Here is a 24442-nt window from a genome sequence, read left to right on the forward strand (position 1 = left end):
TGACATTACACCACGATATTTACAATCTTCTTAGGTACCACGATCACCTTGCGTGGATCTTTGCCATCCATCCATTTCTGAATGGTTTCATTCGCTAGTGCTCCTGCTTCGATTTCCTCTTTGGAGGCCTCCGCAGAGAAGCTAATTTTCGCTCGCATTTTGCCATTCACAGATACAGGATATTCAATGGAATCCTCTACGAGGTATTTCTCTTCAAAAGCAGGGTAGGAGGCATCTACCACAGAGGTTTCATGACCTAGTAGGTGCCACAACTCTTCAGCAATGTGTGGAGCAAAAGGAGAGAGAATGATGGTCATCGGCTCAAGGATCGCTCGCTTATTGCACTTTAATGATGAAAGCTCATTCACTGCTATCATGAAGGTACTTACCGAGGTATTCAGGGATAGTCGCTCTGCATCTTCTGCGACTTTTTTGATCGTGCCATGAAGGACCTTGAGTTCATCTTTCGTTGGATCCTCATCGGATATGCTAAAGTTATCTCCATCATGAAAAAGTGACCAGAATTTCCTGAGGAACTTGTAGACACCTTCAATGCCGTTGGTATTCCAGGGCTTGCTCTGCTCGATCGGGCCCAGGAACATTTCGTACATACGTAGGGTGTCCGCACCATATTTCTCTACCAGCTCATCCGGGTTCACCACATTGAACTTGGACTTGGACATTTTCTCTACTTCCCAGCCGCAGATGTATTTACCATCTTCAAGGATAAATTCAGCGTCTTTTGCATCCGGTCGTGATTTCTTGAACGCTTCAATATCAAGCACATCATCCTTGACAATGTTAACATCTACATGGATGGCCGTGGTTTGATATTGATTTTTTAGTCCCTTTGAAACGTATTTATTTTCACCATTTATGCGATAAGCAAAATTAGATCTCCCCTGGATCATTCCCTGATTGACCAGCTTCTTTGAGTACTCGTCCACCTCGATGATGCCCATGTCGTAAAGGAACTTGGTCCAGAAACGAGAATACAAAAGGTGACCAGTAGCATGCTCACTACCTCCCAGGTAGAAGTCTACATCCTGCCAGTATTTCATCGCTTCCTTACTGCAAAACACTTCGTCATTGTCTGGATCCATGTATCGGAAAAAATACCAGCTACTGCCGGCCCATCCTGGCATGGTTGATAGCTCGTACGGATGACCCTTATAGTTCCAGTCATTGGCTCGTCCAAGAGGCGGATCTCCGTCTTCAGTCGGTAGATACTCATCTACCTGCGGCAGATCCAAAGGCAAGTCCTCATCCGGAATGAGTTTAGGAATGCCGTCTTCATAGTAGACCGGGATGGGCTCACCCCAGTAGCGCTGGCGACCAAAAATCGCATCTCTCAGCTTGTAGTTTACTTTTCTTACTCCTATGCCTAATTTTTCTACTTCCTGAATGCCTCGCTCCATGGCTTCCTCGGGAGAGAGACCATTCAGAAAGTCAGAGTTGATGATCTTTCCCTCTTTAGTAGGGTCAGCCTCTGTTTCGGTCAGCTTCTGTGCATCATTGATTATGGGAATAGGCAGGTCAAATTTCTTCGCAAAATCAAAGTCCCGCTGATCTCCGCTTGGTACGGCCATCACCGCACCGGTACCATATCCTGCAAGTACATAATCAGCAATGTAGACCGGGATCTTTTCCCCAGAGAACGGATGGGTTGCATAGCTACCTGTAAACACGCCCGATACATGTTTGGTATCACTCATTCGTTCTCTTTCTGAACGATTTTTTGCTGCTTCTACGTATTCTTGAACTTCTTTCTTTTGATCACTAGTGGTCAATTTAAGAGCCAATTCAATCTCTGGTGCAAGCACCATAAACGACACACCAAAAATCGTGTCGATCCGGGTGGTAAATACCCTGATCTTCTCATCCGATCCGTCTACACCAAAGTCAATCTCAGCACCATAGGATTTACCGATCCAGTTTCGTTGCATTTCCTTGATGGGTTCCGGCCAATCGATTTTATCCAGCCCGGAAAGCAGACGATCCGCATATGCGGTGATTCGCATGCTCCACTGCGGCATTTTCTTTTTTACTACGGGATGTCCACCACGCTCAGAAAATCCATCCTTAACCTCATCGTTGGAGAGTACGGTACCTAAGGCCGGGCACCAATTTACGGTCGTTTCTGCCTGGTAGGTCAGTCGATATTTTAAAAGGAATAGCTGTTGTTCTTTCTCTGAAAAGCCATTCCAATCTTCAGCTGATATGATAGGTGTGTCCGCATCGCAGGCGGCATCAATGTTTTGATTTCCTTCTTTTTCAAGTATAGCTATCAAGTCATCAATGTGTTTCGCTTTATCTGCTTTGTTGTCGTACCAGCTATTGTAAATCAGCTTGAAGATCCATTGCGTCCATTTATAAAACTTCGGATCGCTGGTGCGCACTTCCCGGGACCAATCATAGGAAAAGCCCAAGGCCTTTAGCTGTTCTTTATAGCGGTTGATGTTTTGCTCTGTAGTTAATGCAGGGTGCTGACCTGTTTGAATGGCATATTGTTCAGCAGGCAAACCAAAACTATCAAAACCCATTGGGTGAAGTACGTTGAAGCCATTTAAACGCTTGAATCTCCCTACAATATCAGATGCAATGTAACCAAGCGGATGACCTACATGGAGTCCAGCTCCGGACGGGTAGGGGAACATGTCCAGGATATAGTACTTTGGCTTATCGGATTGATTGGAAACCTCGTATACTTTCTGGTCACGCCAGTATGCTTGCCATTTCTTTTCTATCTCTTGAAAGTTGTACTCCGCCATTCGAATCAATTTTTTAAAGCTGGCAAAGGTAAAAGATGCAAATAAGAAATGAGCATAAATATTCCAGGACGAATATATACCTTGTGGCGCTGGGACAATATTTATGCGAATTCCATGTGTTCTTTAGAAAATTAGCTACACGCATGAATTAGGTTTACAAAACGCGGAAACCATTCAATCTTTTCCCTGTCTTTACACCAAACACACTCAACTAAGAAGGAATGAAGCAAATTTTGATTTTAGCACTTGTTTTTGTGACATCTACAGTTACACTGGCTCAAGAAAGTGACACCACCAAAACGGAACCAAAACCACAGCCTACAGATACGATTCCGAAACCGCCGAAACCGCCGGAGGTGGAAGAAGATAATACACCCAAAATTATTTATTATCAAAGCACTGAGCGGGACAAAAAACGGGAGCGCAGGCAGGATATTAAAACGCTAAGTGGGTCGATGAGTCACAGTGGAGGATTTGGGGCGCTCTCTTTTCGTAGCACAAAATTCAGAGATGAGTCCATGGTGCTGGGAGGACTGAGAGGGGGATGGATTATCAACCGTACACTTGGGATAGGAATTGAAGGTCATGGAATCATTCCTACGGCAAAGTTTGACGACATTGAAGCAGGGCAGGAGGTGAACATCCTTGGGGGATATGGAGGGATGTTTCTGGAACTCATTTTCTTTTCTAATGAGGTGGTTCATGTGACCTTTCCCGTTTCAGGTGGAGCGGGATGGCTGGGATACCAGCGAACCAATGAAGATAATACCATGCCGCAACCATTGGATGATGAAGTAGATTCTGATGTCTTCTGGTACATCGAGCCGGGAGCAGACCTTGAGTTTAATATCAGCCGAAACTTCCGACTAGCCATGGGAGTGAGCAAACGATTCACACAGGATCTGGAATTGATTAATACGGAATCGAGTGCCTTCGAACAACTAAATTATTTCATTACGCTCAAGATTGGAGGATTTTAGAAAAAGGATCTGCTATAAAATGAAAAAGCCCCTTCCTTGCCGGAGGGGCTTTTTGCTTGCGATTGGGTTAGGTTTTAATCGCGATTTCTTAGTGGGGCAAGTTTTTCTTCATAAGTCAAAGACGCCCAATACTCATAATGTGCATTCTCTGACGAAAGCCTACCACCTGCATTCGTAGTTACTTTTATGTACAGAGTAGGTCGGGAATAAACATCCCCGTCATAAGTGGAACTTGACAAGTCGATTCGATATGGAATGCGGTCATCGACCATGGTAACGACCATGCCTTTGTTGGTATTAGGGTCAGCTAACCACTGAGTTACTTCAGACCTGCTGATCAGAAATGGAATGGTACCTTCAAACCAAAAATCTGCTGGTAATCTATACATATCTGAGTATGCATTGGCTCCACCTAGCTCGGTTACTGCTGCTCCAGGAGAGGACCAAGGACTTGATCCGTCCGAAGTATCCCATGTAGCCGTGCCATCTGCAACCAATGGAGCATCTTTCGTCAGGGTTTTAATGCCAATCCAATTTTCATTGAGTGGAGGATTAGCTTTATCATCCAAAACAACCGGTTTTAAATAAAGAATGGCTTCCACCACCTGATATGGATCTTTGACTGTTGCCTCAATATTATCTTTCAATTTTGGGAAGTAGAGGATGGAGTTGGAGGTCATGTTAGCTTCAGATCCTCTATCCACACTCATGGTTGTACCGAATTCGTTTGCATCCTGACCATTGATGGTTACATCTACCATACCGCCATAGTTAGACAAGCCTTCGGTAAAGTAGAATTCAAAAACACCGTCCGAATTACCATCTGCACCATCGGTTCCATTGGTTCCATTGCAGACATACTGCGTATCATCTACTTCAGCTGGAATATTTAAAACTCCGTTTCCATTATCGTCTATCCCTGTTCTGATAATCAGCCCTCCGTTGGTACACCCATTGGCGAATCCACTGAATGATGAGATGGCCACTAAACTATTTAGTCCATTGGAACCATCCGCACCGTCAGCTCCATTACATACATAATAGGTTCCTACCTCTTCACCGGCATCAATACTATTGTTTCGATTCATATCGAGCCCTACCTGAATAGCTAAACCGCCACTTGGGCAGTTCGTCCCCGGGTTTTCAGTGGAAGTTGAAATTATGGTATTATAACCATCTGCACCGTCACTGCCGTCAGCACCATTACTACCATTTAATCCATTACACACTGTATATGTCGTTAGCACTTCATCTCCTAAATCAGCCAGGTCTCCATCATTATTATTATCGTAACCAAAAGTAAGAGTAGTTCCACCGTTCGTGCACGAAGCTCCAGCTGGAGCAGAAGTAACGATTACACTTTTTCCATCCATACCGTCAGCTCCATCGCTTCCATTTACACCATCATTCCCGTTGCAGACGTATATGGGACTACCAAACTCCTCACCGGAATCAAAAACCTGATTTCCGTTTGCATCGAGACCGAGCTCAATTTTCACACCTCCATTGGCACAATTAGCACCACTTGGCTCACTGGTCGTTCGAACAAAGGTGCTCACTCCGTCACTTCCATCTGCACCATCACTTCCGTTTGCACCGTCATCTCCGTTACAGACATAGTAGGTGTAGTCAATTTCTTCATTTTGTAGTATTCCGTCGGTGGTTACATCATCCATACCAATGTCAATTCTTAACCCACCATTGTTACAGTTACTGCCAGATGGTTCAGTAGTAGCTTTGGTGATGCTGGAAATTCCATCTGAGCCATCGCCACCGTCCGACCCATTACTTCCGTTTTGACCATTGCAGATGTAGTTATCCGAAACAACTTCTCCTGCATCCAGAGTACCATTATTGTTAGAATCCAGTCCGAGCTGCACTCTAATTCCTCCATTCGCACAATTTGCTCCCGGAGATTCTGTAATTACGTTGGACAAGGTGTTAAGACCGTTTGAACCATTAGTTCCATCCGAACCGTCTGAACCATTACAGATATCATACATTGCATCTACTTCACCTGCATCAAGAGATCCACTATCATCATCATCCAAACCAATCTCAATAGTGATACCCCCATTTGTGCATGATATGCTTGGTGTTGCCCTGATCAGGCTGGTCAGCCCGTTTGATCCTCCAGAGCCGCCATCTACTCCGTCAGTTCCATTGCAAACGAAAAAGGAAGTCTGTACTTCCGAATCATCCAATGTGGCATTGCCGTTGGTGTCTGCTCCAATTTCCACCAGTGTGCCTCCTGCTTCACAATTGGCTCCAGGATTTTCCGGGGAGGTACGAGCAAAAAGCGTTGGACCAGCGCTTCCATCCGTTCCTGCTGAGCCATTACAAACGAAACTTACAGAAGCGATCTCATCAGCGTCTAATGCGCCGTTTTCATTCGCATCCTGACCAACGGAGATTTTAACACCCCCGGTCGAGCAATTTTCTCCGGGAGCCTCATCGTCAACCATGACTAACGCATTGAATCCGTTTGTTCCGTCCACTCCGTCCGTGCCCTCTACGGGTTCTTCAGAGCAGCTGAGAATTAAAAGAATGAATAAAAAGTGAATTAGGTGGTTTTTAAGTGTTTTAAGGGTGATGTTCGACATTGTGATAGTGATTAATTAATTGATCGAGCAATTTAATCAATATGATATTACTTATAATAAATTGAACTATTCAAGCATATAATATTCATCGAGTTTTGGACACTATTCGTCCATTAGTGAACAGGCTAAATGATTCAGCCATAATGTAAGTTATTGATATACAGGTGATTGAAATTTCTGGCATTCTTTATGACAATTAGGAAGGCGATAACCTAATATTGTATTCATGCTAACACCTTTCAAACTCTTTTTCCGGTCAATCAAAAGAAACAAGCTATTTAGCTTCATAAATATCCTTGGACTAACGGTAGGTTTCTTCTCAGCCATCCTCATCTACATGTATGTTCAAAATGAAATGAGCTACGATGACTTTCATGAAAAAGGCGACCGCATTTATCGCGTCAATCAAACCTTTATCTGGGGTGAGGATAACCCAAATTTATTTGCTAGTACCGGACCGGGTGTGGGTTTTGCCATTCATGAAGAAATTCCGGAAGTAAAGCAGGTGGTTCGTGTGCATACACCTGATTTGATGCCTTTACGCTTTATGATAGGTAGTCATGAACGGTTTTTTAATGATGACTATATCCTGGCGGCAGATTCCAACTTCTTTGATGTGTTCAGTTTTCCGCTAGTAGCAGGTGATACACATACCGTGCTAAAGGAACCCAATTCTATTGTGCTAACTGAAGCACTTGCAAAGAAATACTTTGGAGATGCTAATCCTGTGGGAAGGCTGATAGATCTAGGTGGTGGACCCATGCGCAAGAGCTATGTGGTAACAGGCGTTGTGGCTGATCTGGGTAAAAACTCCTACATAGATTTTGATGCAATGATCTCGATGAACAGCATTGATCGGGTGAAAGATAGTAATTGGAGTTGGATGTGGACCATGTTCGAAACCTTCATTTTGGTTGACGAGGGAGTGGACGTTGATAAACTTCAAGCAAAAGTAAATCTACTTCCAGAAAAGCACACCTTCGAGACGCTCAAGGTAATGGGCTATGACTGGGAAGGATACTTGGCGGCAGGTAAGGAGTGGAAGTTGTATCTGCAGCCTATGCAGGACATATACCTGCATTCAGAGAATATTTACAATAGACTGTCAGATGTAGGTAGCAACATGATTGTCGTTGCACTGATTTCCTCTGTGGTGTTTTTGGTCATTTTAAGTTGTATCAACTTCATCAATCTTAGTACAGCACAGTTTGTGACCAGAGCGAAAAATGTAGCCTTGCGAAAAGTGTTAGGAGGCCGTAAGTGGGACTTTGTTTTACGATTTTTTGGTGAGGCGCTGACTTATTGTGCAATAGCCTTGGTTTTGTCTTTAGTAGTGCTGTTATACCTTTTGCCGTTCATCAATCAATCGGTGGGTACCAACCTTTCTTTTGATGTGGTAGATCCGATCGTTTTAATTGGTTTTTTACTGCTCCTGATTCTCACAGTAAGTGCTATTTCAGGCTTTTATCCTTTTGTGTTTTTCAACTCGTTTAAGCCTACGGCAGCCATGAAGGGGGAATTGAAAACAGGAACCAAAGGTGTACGACTAAGAAATGGGATGCTGGTAACGCAGTATATACTTTCATTCCTCTTGATCATTTGTACCACAACGATCTACAAGCAACTTAACTACTTTCTGAATGCTGATATAGGTTTTACTAAGGAGAATTTAATTGCCATACAAAACATCCATTGGTCACCAAAAGAGGCGCTCTTAAATAAAGTGGAGCAGCTAGACGGAGTAATGGACGCGTCCATATGTGATGCAAACCCAATCAGAATTTACAACGGCGATCAGTTCATTCCCGATGAACCGGAAGCTGGAGGAATCCCGTTGAACTTCACCTTAGGAGATGAAGACTATCTAGGCCTGGTACAAATGGAGCTGTTGGTAGGACGTTCTTTTGATCTTACGCATGCGAGCGATACGGCTGCAGTCATTTTGAATGAATCCGCCATTCGGGCCATTGGGTGGTCAGTTGACGAGACCTCTTTGAATAAAAAGATTGGCAACCACAGTGGCATGTATCACATCATCGGAATCATAAAAGACTTCAACTATTGGAGCTTGCATGCTCCGATTGAGCCTTTCGGATTGTTCCATGAGAAATCAACCGCAAGCTGGGGTAGACCACTCACTACGCTGATGGTTCGGGTGTCCGGAACAGATGAAAATATGTCACAAGTAGCTACTGAGCTGGCGGCTATATGGAATGAACTCGTGCCTGGCAGACCGTACGAGCAAGAGGTGATCAGCGAAACCTATGCATCTCGATATCAAATAGAGCAGCGTTTTGGAAAAGTATTGTCATTTTTCACGCTATTGACAATCGTTATAGCTTCATTGGGACTCTTTGGAATTGTGGTGTTTACCATAGAACAAAAGCTCAAAGAAATAGGAGTTCGTAAAGTATTAGGCGCATCGCTTTCACAGATCATTTTACTCTTCACAAAGAAGTATGTCAAGCTATTGATGATCGGCTTTTTACTAGCCGTTCCAGTAGGGTATTATCTCATGCAACTGTGGCTGTCTGATTTTGAATACCGTATATCGATGAGTGCAGATATCTTTCTGATTTCTTTTGGATTGTTACTCTTCATTTCTTTGGTGATTTCGGTATTCCAAACGACAAAAGCGTCGCTGATGAATCCTGCAGAAGTTTTGAAAGATGAATAACTAATCGAGCTTTTTCAATACTTTCAGTGCTTCCTTGATATGGATATCTGCATTGAAGTCAGCTCTGAAGGTATGTGCAACCTTGCCTTCTTTGTCAATTACGAAAGTGACCCTTCCAGGTAGCAATCCAAATAGAGCTGAAGGCACCTTAAATGCCTTATGTGCTTCTTTTTTGGGGTCGCTAAGCAGAAGGAAAGGTAGATTCCTCTTGTTCGTCACCCTCTTATGCGATTCGGTGCTGTCTCTGCTGATCCCTATTACTTCTGCACCCACCTCCTGAAACTGCTCATAATTATCCCTGAATCCGCAGGCCTGTGCAGTGCACACAGAGGTATTGTCTTTGGGGTAAAAGTAGATCACCAAAGGATTGCCAATCAGGTCGGAAAAGGAAACCATTTTGCCATCCTGATCCTCCAGGCTCAATTGTGGAATTTGATCTCCTTTAGTTAGCATTTTTTCTGAATGTTATAAGTAAAATGGGTAATAAACTTAAATCAATAATTAGTGCGATGAGCAGAGAAAGACTGACAAATAGACCTAAATAATAGGTCGCGCCAAAATTGGAAAATAAGTAAAGCGAAAACCCGACACTCATGATAATTGAAGTGATTAACATAGCACTGCCTGCGTGCTTGAACGTGTCGCCCATCCGTTTCACCGGATCTGCATTTTTGTTTTTTAAGTAGTAGCTCATCATGTGTATCGTATCATCTACTGCAATTCCAAAAGCAATGGTAAAAATGATGGATGTTGTCATCTTCAGCGAAATACCAAACCATCCCAAAATACTAGCAACCATGATGAGTGGGATAATGTTTGGAAGCAAACTTATTAGGAGCAATTTCCAGGATTTAAAATAGATCCCCAGGATCACCCCAATGACAATAATTGCAGTGATCAAACCCTTTATGAGATTGACAGAGAGCAACTCATGGCTTTTATCAATAAGGTAGGTGGTGCCTGTAATACGATAATTAATGATGTTATGATCAATGTTATCTTCGAAATGTTTCAACATTTTTTGATTTCGAATGTCCGTTTCTCGTGAGCCTAGTTCCGGAAAAAATCCAATCAATCTACCAACATATCCGTCTTCATTTACCAGCTTATCCAGACGCTTTGGATCAATACGGTTTTTGAGGCTGATGGTACGATGGTATGATCTTTCTGATTCCGGGTATTTATAATGTTCATTCAATCCTCCATTGTCCACCATGTTCAGGTATTTGATGATTGTAGCTGGAGATTGAACTTTAGCAATTGGATACTCATTGAGCAGGTATTCTTCAATTTTCACGATCTCATCCATGACCTGCTTGTCCCAAACGGACATTGAAGTATCAGCTACTTCTACTCTCACTTCATAGGGCTTAGACCCTCCCAACTCGGCATCCGCATACTCAAAATCTTTTCGTACCTGTGAGTCTTCAGGCAGATCATCCAACAAGTAGGAGTTGATTTTAAGTTGAGTGATGCCAGGTATCAAAGCCAACACAATTAGACCACAGACGACTATTACAGGTTTTTTCCGTGTGACAAGAATACTAAGCCATTTATCCGGTACTTCAAGTATTCTTTTATCAGCAGAAAAGTTGGTGATGGAAGCAATCAGTAAACCAAAAGTAAATGTGATCACAAAAGCAAAAATGATCCCGATAGCAGCAAATACACCGAGGAGCTGAACTGGCTCAGTGTTTATCCAAATGAGACTTAGAAAACCAATTGCAGTGGTGATGGATGTCAGAAGTGTAGGAGTCCAGACAATACTAAGAGCATTCTTCAGCTTAGCAACTCCGGCAAATTGGTGTGATTTTTTTAATGCATTCATCAAGTGCACCGCATCTGACATGGACACAAAAAACAGGATAGGGGGAAGGAGCGAGCTAAGTAGGTTGATCTTCAACCCAATCAACCCCATGAGACCAAACAACCAAACGATAGAAAGCAGGCTGATCAAAAATGGAAGCAGAGCTGATTTAAAGTTTCTGAAAATCAGTAGGAGTAGCAGAAAACTAAGCATCAGAGATCCAATCAAGAACTTACCGAAATCATTTTGGATATAGGAAATAAAGACACCAGAAGCACTGAGCTTACCTACTAATCGAATATTGCTGATACCAAAATTTCTGGCTTTACTTCGGATGGCCTCCAACAGTTTTTCGCTACGAGCCTGATCGGAAAAATGTGCATGGTGCATATATATGCTAAGTGCATCTCCACTGTTGCTAAAAGCTGACCGATAGAAAGGGTTTCCAAAAACTCTGGAGCTGTCTTGTTTGATTTGATAACTTGTAGGGCTATCGGTGTGGATCAACGGAAAAATGATCAGACCTGTCGGACTTTTAACTACGTGTTGAAGAGAAAGCGGTGAGTAGACGTTTACAACATCATCAATACCTGCTAAGGATTTTTCGAATGCGGCAGCTAGCGGCAAAAAATCCTTATCAAATATTCCCTCCTCACGCTCCACAATGATATGTAAATAATCATTGTCATAGCCAAACTGATCCACATGTTCTTCGTAGGCTCTGCTGTCTGGATGGTTATTAGGGAAAAACCGCTCAAATTCGAAATCAAACGCCAGGTATTGAAGATTCCAGCCTAAAACCAAGGTAATCGCTACCAGTAAGCTGGTCATTATCACCTTTCCCTTTGGGGTTATCAACCGCTCGACATATTTATCTAATCGTGGGTTCAGTGTTTCTTCGTTTAAAAGTTAATTTTGTTACCAAACTACGAACAGAATGCAACAATACCTGAACCTAATGCAACATATCCTGGACAATGGTGCCGAGAAAGGTGATCGGACCGGAACAGGGACAAAAAGTGTGTTTGGTTATCAGATGCGATTCGATCTGAGTAAAGGATTCCCATGCGTAACAACTAAAAAACTTCACTTGAGGTCGATTATACACGAATTGTTGTGGTTTCTGCAAGGAGATCAGAATATTAAGTATTTAAAAGACAATGGAGTGTCTATCTGGGATGAATGGGCCGATGAAGATGGAAACCTGGGTCCTGTTTATGGTGTGCAGTGGAGAAGTTGGGAAACACCGGACGGAAGGAAAATTGATCAGATAAAAAAGCTGATAGATGGGATTAAAAATAATCCAGATAGTAGAAGGCATATTGTGAGTGCATGGAACGTAGCTGATGTGGATGAAATGGCTTTACCGCCGTGTCACACCTTGTTTCAGTTTTATGTGGCAGATGGAAAGCTAAGCTGCCAGCTGTACCAGCGTAGTGCAGATGTATTTTTAGGAGTGCCTTTTAACATTGCCTCTTATGCATTGTTTACTATGATGGTAGCCCAGGTGTGTGATCTTGAGCCAGGCGATTTTGTTCACACATTTGGAGACGCTCATTTATACAGCAATCACATTGAGCAGGCTCACCTTCAGTTAAGTAGAGAACCACGAAATCTTCCGACTATGAAGATTAACCCTGAGGTTAAGGATATTTTCAGCTTCAAGTTCGAAGATTTTGAATTGATAAACTATGATCCACATCCGCACATAAAAGGTGCGGTGGCTGTGTAACATTTTAAATGAATAGATAGTCAACTAACTAGCGGTTGCTCATGGCAGAAAGTAGTGGAATATTCGACATGATTGGTCCGGTAATGATCGGCCCATCCAGCTCTCATACAGCAGGAGTGGTGCGTATCGGAAGGGTCACCAATAAGATACTAGGAGGAGTGCCGGAGCACGCTGATATCATATTTTATAATTCGTTTGCTCGAACGTATGAGGGGCATGGTAGCAATCGGGCGATTCTGGCTGGCTTAATGGATTTCCGGACGGACGATAAACGAATTAAAAATGCCTTGGATTTGACAGAAGAGGCAGGGCTGAAATATAAGTTTAGGTCAATAGGAAGTGCAAGTACATTTCATCCTAATTCTGTTCGTATAAATGCAGTGAGAGGCGAAAAGAAGGTGGAAGTTTTAGGTGAAAGTCGTGGCGGAGGAGTTATTCGCATCAAAGAAGTAAATGGATTTGATTCGAATTTCACTGCAAGCATGCACACGCTCATTATAGAAGCGGATGATGTAAAAGGTAGTATTGCGTTTTTTACCGAGGTGCTATCTCAGGATGAGTGCAACATCGCTACCATGACTGTGTCACGAAAAGGCAAAAATGATTTGGCATGTTTGATCCTGGAAATGGATTCAGGCATTGACGATATAACACTACAGTATTTAAAGAAGAGGAAGTGGGTGCATAAGGTCATCTACATACCGGATATAGACAAATAATATGAGAAAAACAGGACTAATCACCACACTGATTTTACTATGTTTTGTAGCAGTCAGTCAGGAGAAGCGTGTGCTATCCTTGCAGGAATGCATTGACATTGCCGTTGAAAATAACCTGACGGTGCAACGGAGTGAATTAAACTTGCAATCGGCTCAGGTAAACCTGATGCAGGCTCAGGCTCAGCGATACCCAACGCTTAATGCCAACGGAAATTTTGGCTACAACTGGGGTAGAGGAATTGACCCTACCACCAACCAGTTCATTGATCAACGGATCAATTTTAATGGTGTGAGTGCAAGCACATCTTTACCGTTAATTAATGGTTTACAGGTTCATAATTCCATTAGACAAAGTAAGCTGAATGCTGAAGCTTCTGAATTTGACAGACAGAAGGCGATCAATGACATCTCATTAAACACAGCCTTGAACTATGTCAATGTAATTTTCAATAAAGAGCTAGCTGAAAATGCCCGATTTCAGTTGGAGTCTAGTCAGCAACAGATGGAAAGAACAACACTCTTGGTTGAGTCAGGTGCCTTGCCTCTGGCAAACAAGTTGCAACTTGAAAGTCAGGTAGCTACAAATGAGGTAAACCTGATCAATGCACAAAACAATCTTGACTTGGCAGTACTGACCCTAAAGCAGGGAATGCTACTCACACCGGGAGAGGAGATTGATATAGTTATACCAGACGTTACCGTAGATCAGGCAGAAATTGGTGAGACATCTATCTTGGAGCTTTACAATGTCGCATTAGCCAATCAGCCAGAGATAAAGAGTGCTGAACTTAGGGTAGAGAGTGCAGATGTAGGTTTGGATGTCTCTAAAGGTGCAATGTACCCAACACTTTCTCTTGGCGGATCGATCAGCACCAATTATTCGGATGCATTTCAGGATGTCGATATAATGAATACGCCTACCGGAAATTTCGTACCGACCGGTCTAATTGACAGCAATGGTGGAGATGTCCTACAGCCTGAAGTTGTTACCGATGTTGAGATAAACGATATACCACTTTCCACGCAATATGATAACAACCTGAATACCCGGTTATCACTTAATTTGAATATCCCCATTTTCAATGGATTCAGAACAAGATCAGATATACAACGATCTAAAATCTCCTTGCAGCAGGCCGAAATAAACCGAACGGAGCAAGAGAATATTTTGTATCAAACCATCGAAACTGCTTACAGAAACGCGGCGGCTGCTGCCAAGACCTATCAGGCGTCATTAAAGCAGGTGGCTTCTTTGGAAGAAACATTCAGGGCAGTAGAAAATCAATACAATAACGGAGCAGCAAATTTTGTTGATTATCAACTCGCTTCAAATAACCTATTCCAGGCTAGAACAGATTTATCCAGAGCGAAGTTTGACTATATCTTCCGAAAGAAGATTCTGGAATTCTACCAGGGAATACCATTAACATTTTAAAACCAATCGCCAACGTAACTAGATAAAAAATCATGGCTAAGAAGAAAAAATCAAATAATAAAATTTTATACATCCTCGGGGGAGTGGTCGTATTCCTGATCCTATTTGCTGTTATTGGCAAATCTCAAGGATGGGTTGGGCAGAAAAAGAAAATTCAGGTAGAGGTTTCGAAGGCTGAAAAAAGCACCATTATTGAGAAGGTGAGTGCGTCCGGTCAGGTTCAGCCTGTGGTTGAAGTTTCATTGAGTCCTGAAGTTTCAGGTGAGATCATTGAAATGGAAATTGAAGAGGGGGATAGCGTTAGTAAAGGAGACTTCCTTTTGAGAATTCGTCCTGATAACTTCCAATCTGCTTATGATCAAGCAGTTGCGGGTCTGAATCAGCAAAAAGCAGCACTAGCTCAGGCGAAAGCAGCAAGGGCCAGAGCAGCTGCAGGCTTCAAACGTGCTGAGCAGGATTATAATCGACAGACAAAACTTTATAAAGAAAAGGTAATTTCTGAGGCAGACTATCAGTTAGCAGTGGCCAATTATGAAATTGCCGAACAGGATTACGAGTCGGCAAAGGAAAGTGTAAATGCTGCTGAATATATCTTAAGTAGTGCTCAGGCAAGAGTAGCAGATGCACGTGAGAATCTCCGGCTGACAAGCATGACATCTCCAATGAGCGGAATTGTATCCAAGTTACCTGTAGAGCTTGGTGAAACCGTGCTTGGTACTTCCCAATTTCAGGGAACAGAGGTAATGCGGATAGCTGATTTGTCTAAAATGGAAGTACAGGTAGATGTAAATGAAAACGACATCATTCGTATTTCTGTGGGAGATACAGCCATTATCGATGTGGATTCCTATTCTTACATGGATAAGACCTTCAAAGGGATTGTCACTCACATTGCTAATACTGCGAATGATAAGGTATCGGCGGATGCGGTTACGGAATTTGAAGTTCGTATATTGATACTGAACAGCTCATATCAGGATCTTATTAAAGAGGAAGGTTTGAAATACCCTTTCCGTCCGGGAATGACTGCCAGTGTTGATATAATCACTGAAGTTAAAAAAGATATCTTAACAGTGCCATTAGCTTCTGTTACGACTCGATCCGAAGACGACAAGGACAGTGAAGAGGACTCTTCAGTAGCAGACAAGCTTGCTGATGAGGAGGTAAAAGAAGTGGTCTTTGTTGTTTCGGAAGGAAAGGCTGTGAAAACTGAGGTTGAAACGGGTATTAGTGATTTTGACCGAATAGAGATTATTTCAGGTGTAGAGGAAGGAACAGAAGTGGTATCAGGCCCATTCTTAGCCGTTTCTAAACGACTAAAGGATGGTGATGATGTAGAAGCAAAATCCACAAACAAAGAAAAGAAATCGGAGGACTCAGAAGAGTAATTTCAAACTTATTGGATTAATAAAAAACCCGCATTCTGCGGGTTTTTTTGTGAAGAAGGAATTGACCAATCATCACATCTTGCTTTTCATTTTCACTCGAATGTCTCAAATTGTGGGCCTAATAAATTTAAACACTTATGAGACTCACTTTCATCTTATCAATTATTACGATAGTGTCATTAATGGGATGTAGCACGAAGGAAAGCAGGGATAGCAAAGAATTTAAAATTGAATACGAAAAATTCACCCTTGATAATGGGTTGGAGGTTGTTCTGCATGAAGATCACTCTGATCCTATCGTTGCAGTAGCGACCCTGATGCATGTTGGATCAAATCGAGAGAAACCTGGACGAACGGGATTTGCTCACTTCTTTGAGCACATGTCATTCAATGATTCAGAAAATGTACCAAGAGGTGCGAACAGAAAGCTGATCCCTGAATGGGGAGGAAGCAGAAATGGAGGAACATGGTCAGATGGCACCATCTACTACGAAGTAGTACCTAAGGATGCATTTGATAAAATTCTGTGGATCGACTCTGATCGGTTTGGTTACATGATCAATACGGTAACAGAAGATGCATTGGAAGCTGAAAAACAAGTGGTTAAAAATGAAAAACGTCAGCGGGTAGATAATGCACCATACGGTTACACGGATGAAATCATTCGCAAAAACCTGTATCCTGAGGGACACCCTTATAGCTGGACTGTGATCGGGTCACTACCAGATTTACAAGCAGCTACGCTCGAGGATGTAAAAGAATTTTATGAGCAATATTACGGTGCTGGAAATGCGACGTTGGTAATTGCCGGAGATATTGATCCGACTGCTACAAAAGAAAAGGTTCAGCGCTGGTTTGGTGAGATTCGAAAAGGACCTGAGGTAGAGAATCCAAAGCCACAGCTTGTCAATCTGGAAGAGACCAAGTCTCTTTATTTTGAAGATAACTTCGCAAAGCTACCTGAGCTTAGAATGGTCTATCCGACGGTGGAAGATTACCATGAGGACATGTATGCATTGAATGTGTTGGGACAACTTCTAAGTGGTAGTAAGAAAGCACCCCTTTATCAAATCATCGTTGAAGAGGAAAAACTTGCCCCGAATGTTTCTACCTATCAAAGTTCAAATGAAGTAGCAGGCGAATTTATCTTTAGAATAAGAGCTAATGCAGATACGGATCTTAATAGTGTCAAAGCGGCAGTAGAAGCAGGCCTGATTCGATTTGAAGAAAATGGAATTGATGAAAAGGATCTGCAACGAATTAAGGCAGAATTGGAAACGAACCTTTACCAGGGTGTGAGTACGGTTTTAAACAAAGCATTCCAGTTGGTGATAGATAATGAATTTGGCGGAGACCCCAGCTACATCACAAAAACTGCGAAGCTGACCCAGGCAGTCACTACGGAGGATGTGATGCGCGTTTATAACAAGTATATCAAAGGGCGGAATTATGTGATGACGAGTTTCGTCCCAGCTGGTCAGTTGGATTTGATTGTGGACGGGGCAAAGAAAGCAGAAGTATGGGAAGAAGAAATTGTGGCTGATGTAGCTGCTGAGAACGTGTCCAGAGGAGAAGTAGCAGAGTATGAAAAAACGCCATCAAAGTATGATCGATCTGAGCCTGATTTTGGTGAGTTGCCCCTATTGAAGTCGCCTGAGGTGTGGAGTGACAATCTGGACAATGGCATGATGGTGTTTGGTATTGAAAACACGGAATTGCCGCTTGTATACTTTGATGTTACGTTGAAAGGTGGTCATTATCACGACCCCATTGAAAAATCCGGAGCTGCCTCATTGCTTGCTGATTTGCTAACTGAAGGAACTAAAACAAAGACTCCAGCGGAGCTTGAAGAATCTATTGGACTTTTAGGTGCCTCAATTGACGTACGAGCAGGAGCTGAGGAGATAACGATTTCTGCTTCTTGCCTTTCAAGAAATTTTGAAGAGACGTTTGATCTGGTGAAGGAAGTGATTCTTGAGCCTCGATGGGACGAGAAGGAGTTTGATCGCCTGAAGCAATCCAGGATCACTCGATTGAAAGGAAGGGAGGCCAGTCCTACTGCGATAGCATCTACTGTCTTTAATAAATTATTATATGGTGATGATCATATTCTTGGTTACTCTACTTTGGGGACACTTGAAACCGTTGAGGGTATCACCCTAGATGACCTGAAAAATTATTATTCTTCAAACTTTTCACCAGCTGTTGCAAGTTTTCATGTGGCAGGAAGTGTTGAGAAAAGCCGTGTAAGGGATCAATTAATGGATATGAAATGGGAATCTAAGAATGTACAATTAGCCTATTATCCTGATCCGGAAAATGAAATAGCAGGTAATCTTTATTTTATTGATTTTCCAGGGGCTAAACAATCAGTAATTTATATCGGCAAACAGGCCATTTCCGGCATGCATTCTAAATACAATGAGCTTACATATGCCAATGAAAAGTTAGGAGGAGGGTCTAGTGGTCAGTTGTTCCAGACACTGAGAATCGATAAAGGGTATACCTATGGAGCTTATTCATATATCCCTCAGCGCACATCAATCTCTCCATTTACAGCCACTACTAGTGTTAGAGCAAATGCCACACTTCCATCTTTGGAGATCATGAAGGATATGCTTGCAAACTACAGTGATAACTTTTCAGAGGAAGATGTAGAAATAACAAAAACCAAAGTGTTGAAAGCCAACACTCGGTCATTTGAAAGTCTTGTAGCGAAGCTTACTATGCTGCATGAGATCAGCACATTCGGGAAGACACCAAACTTCATGGAAAAAGAGCAGGCGGAACTGACTGCAATGAAACTGGAGGATTATAAGCAGTTGATTGAACAGCATATGGATGAAAGTGAAATGATTTATCTGGTTGTTGGAGACGGTGCTACTCAGCTGGATGAGGTAAGAAAGTTAGGAATGGGAGATCCTATCATTCTGGATATTAAAGGGAATCCCATTAGCCAATAGTTAATAAAATAGCTCCAGTTCAAAGCATGAACTGGGGCCATTAAAACTGGCTGAGAATGTTTTTGAGGTTGCTGTGATCCTTGAAATTCTCCTTTTTGAATTGTTTTAGAAAGAGGGCTAGCTCTGGAAATACATCATCATTTTTCAATGATGCTCCCTTTTTCTTCACTTTTAGCTCACTTACTCTGGTTACATCTGTTTTACTTCTTACTATATATTGTTCATAGCGAACATACTCGTCATTAGTCGCATCTATTATTCCCTGACTGGGTTTGCCTTTTTTAATGTGGCATTCATATGTTTTAAATACCTGAATTCTGTCGGAATCAACCAGCAATTCCGCAAAAATGGTTTTGTCAGGTTTAAGGCTTAGGTTGATAAACTTTCTTTCCTCAACCACGAAGTATTCAATTTGTCTGCTGTCATGTAATCGGTGAAATTTGTTATCAAGCTGTATAATCAGTTCATTTAAATAAGTATGGTAGTTGCCTGCTTGTGCCTCAAATTGAACTCCATTACTTCGCTTGATAACAACAGGCTTCCACTCTTCGAACAGATAAGTGGACCCCTCAATTTTTTTATCCTCACCCTCGATATTGTATTCCAGCATGATAGGCACGCCATCCACAGTTTGTCCCATGGTTACAAAATTTCTTTGCGCAAAGGCAGATTGGATAAAAATCACAGAAAAGGCAGTTATGATTATTTTGATATGTTTCATTGAGCAGAAATTTATTCCATCTCCATTGCACTCTCAACTGCATCTGTTATTTCCTGCATCTTTCGTTGGCTATACCGTCCTGAGGTAGCATAAACGATCTTTCCATTAGGGTCTAGTACATAGAAGTACGGTAAATCTTTGCCGTCAAAATTTAGTGCATCTTTATATGCCTTAAGTGTTCCTTTATAAAACAGCACATTTGGCTGCATTCTGTCGTCAATGGTTTTCTTAAGTTTATTCATCACTTTCTTATAGGCTGGTCTCTTTGCTCCTGTAAACATGGGCACGAAATAGGTGTGGATATCGAAACTGAAATCGAAAGGTCCGGGATTTGGATTTTTATAAATGAATTGGTTGTAAACAGGCTCAAACCATCCCTTTAGGTAGTCTTCTGCTTTCTTCGAATATGCCAGACCGATTAGGCTATATTTTCCATTTATGTCTTTAGGAAGATCCACAAATTCATTGGTCAAAGTTTCTGCTTCCATTTCAGGAAACTGCGTCCCAATTTGAGCCATCGATTGTGAAATTGACAAACTTAAGACCAGAGTGATTATTAATATTTTTTTCATCGGGTTACTTTTTCTGGTGTTTAAACTACTTATGGTTAACGAAAGAATCTTATTTCTATCATTATTTTTCTAAATTTCGTCCAATAATCAATCAACACAACCATGCAATACCGAAGAATCAGCTATTCGATCATTTTATTACTTATCGGCTTCTTCGCATTCTCTCAGGCTCATCGTGATGCATACAATCAGGGAATGCAAGCTATAAAGTTTCAAAAGTATGAAACGGCTATAGAAAAATTTAAGGAAGCCATCAAGATTAATCCGCAGTATGCTGATGCCTGGTTTTACCTGGGTAAGACCTACGATTTTTTAAACAGGACTGAGGAGACGATAAATGCGTACCGAAATCTTGAAAAGGTAAAGCCAGACTACAATTCCAGTATTTACTATGATATAGCGAAATCCTATATCGAGTTAGATAATCTTAGAGGAGCGCGGATTTATATAAAAAGATACCTTGATAGAGCCCCCAAGGGTCCGAAGGCGGCAAAACTTATTCACTTGGCGATGAATCGTCTTAATTACATTGATATTAGTCAGGAATTGAGGGAGATGCCACCAAATACCTCGGAACCAGAGCCAATTGCTTCGGTTAACAGTATCTCAGGAGATTATATGCCCTCAGTAAACCCCACGGGAACAAGACTCTATTTTACAAGCGTACGCCAAGGAGGCTTTGATTTCAAAGATGAAAACAGTGCAGAACTAGATTTTGGAGAAGATATCTACTACTCTAAGCTTGTAAATGGACAGTGGAGTGATCCCGAGTTACTACCTAAACCCATAAACTCAATGGCCAATGATTTTGGTTCAGCTTTTACCGGTGATGGTCAGAATATGGTTTTTGTTCGTTGTGATGAGAAAGGAGCAATTGGAAGTTGTGATCTATACATTACACAGTTGAATGGAAATACATGGAGTGTGCCTGAAAACATGGGCAATGTGGTAAATGATGAGGAATGGGATAGTCAGCCAACGATCAATGCTGATGGTAATCGAATCATATTTACTTCTCGTCGGCCTGGGGGGTACGGAAACTCAGACCTGTATATGGTTGAAAAGAATCACCTCGGACTCTGGGGTATTCCACAGAACCTGGGAAGTATTGTCAATACGCCTTTAACCGAGAATAGCCCATTTTTAGCAGCTGATGGTAAAACACTTTACTTTTCATCAACGGGGCACCCAGGAATGGGAGGGGCTGATGTTTTTTATACAGTCTTTGAAAACGGAAAGTGGTCTACACCTAAGAATTTAGGTAAACCGATTAACTCAAGCGGGAATGATACTAATTTCAGTATTTCAGCATCAGGAAATGCATATTTAGCGTCATCAAGACTGGATGAAAACAACTTTGATATTTTCAGAGCTGAATTGCCGGATGAATTGAAGCCAAAACCTACGATTGTTGTACAAGGTATTGTTTCTAACTCTGAAGACAAGCAGCCGCTCAGTGCATTAGTTCTCATTGAAGACCTTAATTCAGGTGAGCTGATAGCTACTAATAAAAGTAATGAGGCAACAGGTGAATACCTGGTTGTGCTTCCTGCCGGACGTGATTATAGTGTGTCTGCCAACGCAGAAGGATTCTTTTTCTACTCTCAAAGCTTTGAGTTACCAAAAGATACGGCATATGCGGAAATCACCAATGATATTGCTTTGGAGCCAATCAAAAAAGGAACAAAAGTGGTACTTAACAACATCTTTTTTGAGGTAGGTAAGGCAGAATTGAAACCCATTAGTTACGTTGAACTGAATAAAGCTGTTACATTGATGAAGAACAACAAAACCATGAAAATAGAAGTAGGAGGTCATACAGACAATGTTGGAGCTGAATCAACCAATCAAAGTCTTTCACAGCGAAGAGCCCAATCAGTAGTAGAGTACATGGTGTTGGCCGGAATTGATCGAAGTAGATTAATAGCGAAGGGATATGGAGAAAGTGTTCCCATCGCAGATAATAGTACAAAAGAAGGCAGGGCTAAAAACAGACGGACTGAGTTTGTGATTGTAGAGTTCTAGCCCGAAAAAGGAAAGCGAATTTCATGTTCTTTGATTTCAATGAAATCGTGAGTTTCTAGCAAAGTACTTAATTGAGGAGCCACTTCTTTCATTCTAGTGAGGAGTGGCTCTTTTTCATTTAGTCCATAAATAAAAACCAACTTGTCCGGCACTTTCCTGCTTACATAGCTCTTTACAAAATCATCGTCCTTTGTGATGATCACATATCCTTTTTGTATGGATAGTCTCCTTAATTGATCATCCACAACTCGTTGCTTTTGATGGGACTTCATCTCATTTACATGTACAGCATCCAGCGAATGAGCTCTCAATATTACAGCAACAATTGGTGATATGTTTTCATCAACTACGAATTTCATGGTACTTATCTTGATTCAAATTTGATAGTCTTTGATTCAAATCTCACAGTAAAGCCAGTCTGAATCAACGATTCTTGTGAAGGGGATTTAATCTCTAAAAATCGCTTAAAACAAATATTATGAAAAGAAAATTTAGATTGGTACTCTTTGTATCAATTGCTTTTGCAATGGCAATGTTAATCAGCTGTGGTGAGGATGGGGAAGGAGACGGAGATAATGTAAGTGTGACTGTATTCACAAGTACACCGACCAATGTGACAAGTTCTACAGCAACCCTCGGTGGGAGCGTGGATGGAGAAAATGTTTTATCTACTGGCGTAGTTGTAAGCAATGTTGGTAATCCTGATTTAGAAAACGGGCTTGCTTATCCGTCCACGAGCACTTCCGGATCATTTTCAGTCTCCGTAACGGGTTTTGCGGACAACACCAATTACTTCGTAAAAGCTTTTGCTATTACTGAGAGCGATATTGTATATGGTGATACGAAGAGTTTTACTACTGAGGAAAATGACACTACTGCGCCAACTCTGGTATCGATGACACCTGATGGAACGAGCACACCAGTTTCAGTGAATACTGAAATAGTACTTACTTTTAGTGAACCAATGGATATAAATTCATTTGTCACTCCAAGTCAGGGTTCAAGTAATAATATTTACTTAAGTGGAGGTCTTTATGGAAACGATGTGCCGTTCACTGTTTCTGCAAGTGGAAATAATATTATTATCACTCCAAACGTAGATTTGGATGGTGGAGAGTTGATGTATAATTATGGCATTTTTGAAGAAGGAATAACAGATTTATCTGGTAATGAAGTGGAATTAGAATTCGGTTCTGCATCAGGTTCTTTTACAACCGTTAATTCTCCATTAACAATTACGAGCATTACCCCTAATGATGATGAGACTGGGGTGTATTTAGGTGAAAATATCGTAATTACTTTTTCCGAGACACTGGATCCTAATTTCGTAGATGCGGACGCATTCACACTTTACTCCTATAGATCGGGTCAATTGAGTGGTAATGTTACTATCTCTGGAAATACGGTGACGTTTGAGCCGACAGGGGAACTGGATGATTTAATGACCGGCCACAATTTTTATGTAGCGGGTTATGGCTCTTTCCAAATAAGAGATACAAATGGCAATTTCTTGCCAGACGAGCAATCCGTTTCTTTTGCTACGGAAGCCTTTTCTGAGAATTACTACTATGAATTTGATGGAAACTACGGGTACTCTGCTGATAATTTGGATATTACTCATAATGGAGGAACCACATATACCATTAATGTGTCCTCAGGTTCAAATTATACATCCATGTCCTGGAGATTTGTGAGAACGACCTATCAGGGGAAAGATGTATATGCTATCACAAACAAAGTAGTAGACAATAATGGTCACAGCCTATTTATTGAAGGAGCAGCGCCGGATGATAATGAGAAGATATTAATGGCACAGAGACCTTCATCAACCAACTGGTATACCGGACAGATGTGGTCAGTAGAATGGGCAGGTAACAACAGTAATGGTTTTCTGCTTAAATCTGAACTTCATGATGCATACCTGAGTAGTGTTGACTTAGATATCAATGCTACCATTGCTACATCTCCATATGAACATGAATGGTTGGTGACAAGGCGAGGAGCTTATACTGGTAATTAATCAATTGTTGAATACGAAATTTAAGCCCC

16 protein-coding genes are annotated in these 24442 nt (G+C 41.7%); 9 read left to right on the forward strand and 7 right to left on the reverse strand.

Annotated elements, in window-relative coordinates; all coding sequences use genetic code 11:
- Positions 1-5 precede the first annotated feature (5 nt).
- A complete protein-coding gene (leuS, locus tag ACXAH9_RS15420) occupies positions 6-2771 on the reverse strand; it encodes a leucine--tRNA ligase (RefSeq protein WP_474895752.1) in 2766 nt (921 codons plus the stop codon).
- A 221-nt stretch (positions 2772-2992) separates the two neighbouring features.
- Between leuS and ACXAH9_RS15425 the strand changes: the two genes are divergently transcribed.
- On the forward strand, positions 2993-3751 hold the full coding sequence (locus ACXAH9_RS15425; protein ID WP_474895753.1) for a hypothetical protein: 759 nt from the start codon (positions 2993-2995) through the stop codon (positions 3749-3751).
- Between the two features lie 74 nt (positions 3752-3825).
- Here the strand turns inward: ACXAH9_RS15425 and ACXAH9_RS15430 are convergent, their stop codons facing one another.
- On the reverse strand, positions 3826-6354 hold the full coding sequence (locus ACXAH9_RS15430; RefSeq protein ID WP_474895754.1) for a DUF7151 family protein: 2529 nt from the start codon (positions 6352-6354) through the stop codon (positions 3826-3828).
- Between the two features lie 226 nt (positions 6355-6580).
- Here ACXAH9_RS15430 and ACXAH9_RS15435 point away from each other — a divergent pair, with 226 nt between their 5' ends.
- Positions 6581-9031, forward strand: a complete 2451-nt coding sequence (locus tag ACXAH9_RS15435; protein WP_474895755.1) for an ABC transporter permease — start codon at positions 6581-6583, stop codon at positions 9029-9031.
- Here the strand turns inward: ACXAH9_RS15435 and ACXAH9_RS15440 are convergent, their stop codons facing one another.
- A complete protein-coding gene (locus tag ACXAH9_RS15440; RefSeq protein WP_474895756.1) occupies positions 9032-9484 on the reverse strand; it encodes a peroxiredoxin in 453 nt (150 codons plus the stop codon).
- Positions 9474-11669: an efflux RND transporter permease subunit gene (locus ACXAH9_RS15445; RefSeq protein WP_474895757.1), complete on the reverse strand. Its 2196-nt coding sequence runs from the start codon at positions 11667-11669 to the stop codon at positions 9474-9476. Before ACXAH9_RS15445 ends, ACXAH9_RS15440 begins: the two co-directional genes overlap by 11 nt.
- A 106-nt stretch (positions 11670-11775) precedes the next feature.
- Between ACXAH9_RS15445 and ACXAH9_RS15450 the strand changes: the two genes are divergently transcribed.
- The 5 genes from ACXAH9_RS15450 to ACXAH9_RS15470 all read left to right on the forward strand — a co-directional run bounded on the left by ACXAH9_RS15450 (position 11776) and on the right by ACXAH9_RS15470 (position 19075).
- Complete coding sequence (locus ACXAH9_RS15450; RefSeq protein ID WP_474895758.1) at positions 11776-12570, forward strand: thymidylate synthase; 795 nt, start codon at positions 11776-11778, stop codon at positions 12568-12570.
- Between the two features lie 41 nt (positions 12571-12611).
- A complete protein-coding gene (sdaAB, locus tag ACXAH9_RS15455) occupies positions 12612-13289 on the forward strand; it encodes an L-serine ammonia-lyase, iron-sulfur-dependent subunit beta (protein ID WP_474895759.1) in 678 nt (225 codons plus the stop codon).
- A 1-nt stretch (position 13290) separates the two neighbouring features.
- Entirely contained in the window at positions 13291-14724 is a 1434-nt protein-coding gene (locus ACXAH9_RS15460; protein ID WP_474895760.1) for a TolC family protein, read from the forward strand.
- Between the two features lie 32 nt (positions 14725-14756).
- A complete protein-coding gene (locus ACXAH9_RS15465) occupies positions 14757-16112 on the forward strand; it encodes an efflux RND transporter periplasmic adaptor subunit (protein WP_474895761.1) in 1356 nt (451 codons plus the stop codon).
- A gap of 137 nt (positions 16113-16249) precedes the next feature.
- A complete protein-coding gene (locus tag ACXAH9_RS15470) occupies positions 16250-19075 on the forward strand; it encodes a M16 family metallopeptidase (RefSeq protein WP_474895762.1) in 2826 nt (941 codons plus the stop codon).
- Positions 19076-19115: 40 nt separating this feature from the next.
- On the opposite strand, the gene ACXAH9_RS15475 is transcribed toward ACXAH9_RS15470, so the two are convergent.
- The gene (locus tag ACXAH9_RS15475) at positions 19116-19796 is read right to left on the reverse strand and encodes a hypothetical protein (protein WP_474895763.1); all 681 of its coding nucleotides are present in this window, start codon (positions 19794-19796) and stop codon (positions 19116-19118) included.
- An 11-nt stretch (positions 19797-19807) separates the two neighbouring features.
- Positions 19808-20368: a hypothetical protein gene (locus ACXAH9_RS15480; protein WP_474895764.1), complete on the reverse strand. Its 561-nt coding sequence runs from the start codon at positions 20366-20368 to the stop codon at positions 19808-19810.
- A gap of 102 nt (positions 20369-20470) precedes the next feature.
- On the opposite strand from ACXAH9_RS15480, the gene ACXAH9_RS15485 reads away from it, so the two are divergent.
- Positions 20471-22393, forward strand: a complete 1923-nt coding sequence (locus ACXAH9_RS15485; protein ID WP_474895765.1) for an OmpA family protein — start codon at positions 20471-20473, stop codon at positions 22391-22393.
- Here ACXAH9_RS15485 and ACXAH9_RS15490 read toward each other — a convergent pair.
- Complete coding sequence (locus ACXAH9_RS15490; protein WP_474895766.1) at positions 22390-22752, reverse strand: DUF5615 family PIN-like protein; 363 nt, start codon at positions 22750-22752, stop codon at positions 22390-22392. The genes ACXAH9_RS15485 and ACXAH9_RS15490 overlap by 4 nt on opposite strands.
- 119 nt (positions 22753-22871) lie before the next feature.
- Here ACXAH9_RS15490 and ACXAH9_RS15495 point away from each other — a divergent pair, with 119 nt between their 5' ends.
- Positions 22872-24413 (forward strand): Ig-like domain-containing domain, encoded by a 1542-nt coding sequence (locus tag ACXAH9_RS15495; RefSeq protein WP_474895767.1) that lies wholly within the window; start codon positions 22872-22874, stop codon positions 24411-24413.
- The last annotated feature ends 29 nt before the right edge of the window (positions 24414-24442 follow it).

Source organism: Ekhidna sp. ABH4_415, assembly GCF_056161305.1.